Source organism: Mesorhizobium sp. M5C.F.Ca.IN.020.32.2.1, assembly GCF_004023105.1.
Lineage (GTDB): Bacteria > Pseudomonadota > Alphaproteobacteria > Rhizobiales > Rhizobiaceae > Mesorhizobium > Mesorhizobium wenxiniae.
In genome coordinates, this window is the sequence record NZ_RZSX01000502.1 from 1 (window position 1) to 4704 (window position 4704).

Here is a 4704-nt window from a genome sequence, read left to right on the forward strand (position 1 = left end):
GCGAGCTGGAGAAGGCCAAGGATCGGTTCGTCCGCTAGATGATCTTCGCCCGCGACAAGCAGGATTCGATGGCCAACATCTACGGCGCGACGCTCGCCACCGGCGGCAGCGTCAGGGATGTCGAGGAATGGCCGGGCCGCATCCGCAGGGTCACCGCCGACGAAGTCAGGAACGTTGCAGCGCGCTATCTCAATCTCAACCATTCGACATCAGGCTATCTCTTGCCGCAGACACAGGCGGGGAATTGATTTGATGAGGAACTTGAACCTTGGCGCTGCCCCTCACCTGCCTGCCGGCATCCTCTCCCCGTACAGTGACGGGGAGAGGGGCGCTCTCGTCGGCGGTTTCGCCAACCACCAGCGTTGCAGAAACAGCGCTGGGGTTGCGGCCAGGCCCCTTCTCCCCGTCACGATACGGGGAGAAGTGCCCGGCAGGGCAACGAGGGGCGGCGCTGACACTGACAGCTATTCGTCTCGAACATCAGTTGGAAGCTACCATTTGTCCGAAGCGACTGTCCTGAAGCGTGCCGCCACCCCTCTATTCACCCTGCTCCTCTCCCTATTCTTCCTCATCCTGCCGTCACTCACCGCTCGCGCGGCCATGAGCATCCAGGAGGTGACGTCGCCAAAGGGCATCACCGCCTGGCTGGTGGAGGACTATTCCGTGCCGTTGGTCGCCATCCGCTTCGTCTTCCACGGCGGCACGACGCAGGATCCCGCTGGGAAGGAAGGGCTTGCCAATCTGATGAGCGGCCTGTTCGACGAGGGTGCCGGCGATCTTGACAGCGAGGCCTTCCAGATAAAGCTGGACGACGTCGGTGCGGAAATGAGCTTCGAGGCGGCGCGCGACGGCACCTACGGCTCGATGCGCATGCTGGCCGAGCAGCGCGACGCGGCGTTCGACCTGTTGCGGCTGGCGGTCACAGAGCCGCGTTTCGACCAGGCGCCAATCGACCGCATCCGCGCGCAAGTGCTGTCCGGCATCATCGCCAACGAGCTTGACCCCGACACGCTCGCCCAGCGCAAATGGCTGGAGGCACTATACGGCACCCACCCCTATGCGCGGCCCGACCAGGGCACCAGGCAAAGCATCGCCACGATCACGCCGGACGATCTCATCGCCTTCCACAAGGCGAACTTCGCTCGCGATGGTCTGCATGTGGCGGTGGTCGGTGCCATCGATGCCGAGACGTTGAAGAAAAAGCTCGATATGGTCTTCGGCGGCCTGCAGCAACACCAGGCGCTCGCGCCCGTCGCCGATGTCGATCCGAAACTCAACCAGCAGCTCGAGGTCAATTACGACCAGCCCCAGACGTCGCTGCAACTCGCCTATCCCGGCGTCAAGCCGAGTGCGCCGGATTTCTTCGCCGCGGTTCTGATGAACGAGATCCTCGGCGGCAGCGCCTTCACCTCGCGGCTGTTTGAAGAGGTGCGCGAAAAACGCGGCCTGGCCTACAGCGCCAGCTCCGACTTGGTCGACCACCAGCACGCCAACGCCCTGGCCATCAGCACGGCGACCCGCGCGGACCGGGCGGCCGAGACCTTGGCCGTCGTGCGCGACGTGGTGAAGCGCATGGCCGAGGAGGGGCCGACGGAAGCGGAACTGGCGGCGACCAAGAAATACCTGATCGGCGCCTATGCCATCAACAATCTGAACTCCTCCGGCGCCATCGCCGCGACGCTGCTCGAACTGCAGCTCGACAAGCTCGGCATCGACTACATGCAGCGCCGCGCCGCCCTCATCAACGCGGTGACGTTGGATCAGGTCAAGGCGGCGGCGAAAAAACTGCTCTCCGCCGAGCCGGCCATCATGATCGTCGGGCCGAAGCACGGCGAGGCCAAGGAGGAATGAGCCCAAATGGGGGGCAAGTAATGAGCCCGAGTTTCGGCATCGCCTTCGGCGGCGGCGGCGCGCGCGGGCTGGCGCACATCCATGTCATCGAGGCGCTGGACGAGCTGGGTATCAGGCCGGTCGCGATATCAGGCTCATCGATCGGCGCCATCATGGGCGCCGGTATGGCTTCGGGCATGGCCGGCAGCGACATTCACGACTATATGCGCTCGATCCTCGGCCGCCGCGCCGAGGTGGCGGCGCGCATGTGGCGGGCGCGGCCAGGCACCTTTGCCGAGGCGCTGCAGGGCGGGCTGCGTGTCACCCAGTTCAATGTCGAGCGCATCCTCAAGGCATTCATGCCCGACGCCATACCCGAAAGCTTCGCCGAGCTGAAAATACCGCTGAAGGTGACGGCCACGGATTTCTTCGGCCATAAGCTCGCCGTGCTTAGCGGCGGCGACCTGCATTCGGCGCTTGCCGCCTCGGCGGCTATTCCCGCGGTATTCCGCCCGGTGATGCGCGACGGTAGGCTGCTGATCGACGGCGGCATCTACAATCCAGTGCCGTTCGATCTGATCGAGCACGACGCCGATATTATCATCGCCGTCGACGTCGTTGGCGCGCCGACCAAAAGCGGGCGCAAATACCCGACCTCCGTCGATCTGATGTTCGGCGCCACGCAATTGATGATGCAGTCCATCATCGCCGCCAAGCTGAGGCAATGCCAGCCGGACATACTGGTCAGGCCGGCGGTGTCGAAATACCGCGTGCTCGATTTCATGAAGATCGACGCCTTAATGGCCGAAACGGCTGATATCAAAGATGAGCTGAAGCGGGAGATCGAGAAGGCGGTGGAGGCGCGGGCCAAGGTCGACACGGGCAAGCGCACCAAGCGCGTCGGTGGGTGAGGGGCGCGGAAGGTCTGACGTTGTGGGCCGCCAACCTACGGCAGGATGAGTGGTTCAGGGACCAGGCTGCCCCGCGGGTGGAACGATCTGCATGACAAGGCGCATCAGGTCGGCCTGACGGGAGGCGCCGGTCTTCTGGAAGATATTGTCGAGATGCGTCTTGGCGGTCGCGTTGGCAATATGAAGGCTGGCGGCGGTCTCGGCCAGGGTGTGCCCGGCCACAAGGCTGGCGAGCACACGGGTTTCGGCCAGCGTAAGCCCAAAGGCTCTCGCCAGCATTCCGGCGGCGTCATGCTCGTCCGGTGCATTGCCGATGAACACCGCGGCTACCGCCGCAGGTTCCATGCCGGCGCGCAGGTCGCCGCCGGCCATCGGCAGCACGCGGGCGAAGACGGGCGGCAGGCCGGATTCGGTGAGGAGGACGGCAAGCCCTGTCTTGCCGATGCTGACCTCATCCTGAGCCGCAAGCATGATGGCGCTGTGAAGCTCCCTGGAAGCCGACGGGATCTTCGCTTGCAGAATGCCCCGGACATCCTGGATCGGGCCGCCGCTCTGCAGCATGTGCTTGGCCGAGCGGTTGGCGTGCAGGACGGCGCCACGTACATTGGTGAGGACCACGGCGCATGTGAGCGCATCGAGCGCCTCGGCCATTCCTGCGCGCTCGACAGTGCCGATGTCCAGCATGTTGCTGATTATCACCGAACGGCGCACATGCGGCAGCAACAGTCTGCCAAGCTTGATTTCGCGCTCGGTGATCATGCCTTGCCGCTTGTGTCGGGCAACGGCGAAGCCGGCAAGACGGGTAGGGGTGTGGATCAGGAAGAACGACATGACGTCGACCAGGCCTTGCGGCTTCAGCCACTCCTGAAAATATCGGGAGGTCTCCAGGTAGGTCTGAGGGATATGACGCGAGACCACATGCGGCACATCGAGCGAAGGCCATGTCGAGAGATCCTCGAGCTGCCGGGCGTGGATCTCGGGGATATATTTCGCCTGTTGCTCCAGCCAGTATGGCTCTATTCCCACGGTCCTGTAGATCAGCAGCCGATCGTTGGCGAGGTCGTCAAGGTGCAGGACCGCAGTCTGGGCATCGAGCGCATCCCTGATCCCAGCCAGCGCGTGTTCCCATCGCCCCGGGTTGAGTGCGCAATCGTAGATTGAGCCAATCAGCTTCGACAGATCATGATGCGACAATGCCTTGGCCATCGACGGCCCCCCGCATGTCGACAGCGCGTCCGACGCGGAAAGCAGCGCGCTCTCACAGGTGCTCTCGCCTCTCCAAATGTTAGCGATCGCTTAAATTCTGATTATCTCCCCCAAACAGGGGATGCGCAAGCACCCGGGCGGTGAAATACTCGCGCCCCAGAAGACAAGGTCACACTTAGCTGTGACAACCAGTGGGGTTCAGCGCGTTCCTGGCTCGCGGGCCTTCGCCACTGTGATGCAGCCGGGGGGATTAATCAAGAATTCTGCCTGCGTGCGCCGACTATCACGGCGCGCGACCGCCTATTGCTGAAACGTTAAGCCGGGCTCGACCCGGACAATTCGGGATGGAGCAGCATTATGTACAGATACATTGCTTTTGCAGCACTTTGCATGGCGGCGATGCCCGCGCATGCCGACGAGCTTGGAGCCATGAAGGCTGAAAGCATCGATCTCGCCGGCTTCCTTGGTGTCGTCTATTATACGCCTCAGGAGGACGGCTATCGGGTGGTCACCACCATCGCGCAGGGCGAGGCTGGCTTGCCAGTGCGTTTCGTGGCGACACTGACCGAGAACCAGCTAGTCGCGGTCTCCGTGCCGGGCAAGCTGGGAGAGTCGGACCAGATCATCAAGATATCCCGTGTCGGCGGCAAGCTTGTCGTCAGCCCACAACCGATAGACGGCATCGTGGTTTCTTCTCCGAAGCCCGCCGTCGACTGATGACCGCCGTCGAGTGATCCAAGGTCGAGTGATCCAAGGT

At 63.2% G+C, this 4704-nt stretch carries 4 protein-coding genes and 1 pseudogene; 4 read left to right on the top strand and 1 reads right to left on the bottom strand.

Annotated features, from left to right (window positions below; all coding sequences use genetic code 11):
- The 3 genes and pseudogenes from EOA86_RS22775 to EOA86_RS22785 form a co-directional block, all read left to right on the top strand.
- Window positions 1-248, top strand: a pseudogene (locus EOA86_RS22775) (insulinase family protein); the annotation flags it as partial.
- Between the two features lie 250 nt (window positions 249-498).
- The gene (locus EOA86_RS22780; protein WP_245497350.1) at window positions 499-1851 is read left to right on the top strand and encodes a pitrilysin family protein; all 1353 of its coding nucleotides are present in this window, start codon (window positions 499-501) and stop codon (window positions 1849-1851) included.
- A gap of 20 nt (window positions 1852-1871) precedes the next feature.
- Window positions 1872-2741: a patatin-like phospholipase family protein gene (locus tag EOA86_RS22785; protein ID WP_127210930.1), complete on the top strand. Its 870-nt coding sequence runs from the start codon at window positions 1872-1874 to the stop codon at window positions 2739-2741.
- A 54-nt stretch (window positions 2742-2795) separates the two neighbouring features.
- On the opposite strand, the gene EOA86_RS22790 is transcribed toward EOA86_RS22785, so the two are convergent.
- Complete coding sequence (locus tag EOA86_RS22790; RefSeq protein ID WP_127210931.1) at window positions 2796-3947, bottom strand: helix-turn-helix transcriptional regulator; 1152 nt, start codon at window positions 3945-3947, stop codon at window positions 2796-2798.
- Between the two features lie 357 nt (window positions 3948-4304).
- Here EOA86_RS22790 and EOA86_RS22795 point away from each other — a divergent pair, with 357 nt between their 5' ends.
- Complete coding sequence (locus EOA86_RS22795) at window positions 4305-4664, top strand: hypothetical protein (RefSeq protein ID WP_127210932.1); 360 nt, start codon at window positions 4305-4307, stop codon at window positions 4662-4664.
- Window positions 4665-4704 lie beyond the last annotated feature (40 nt).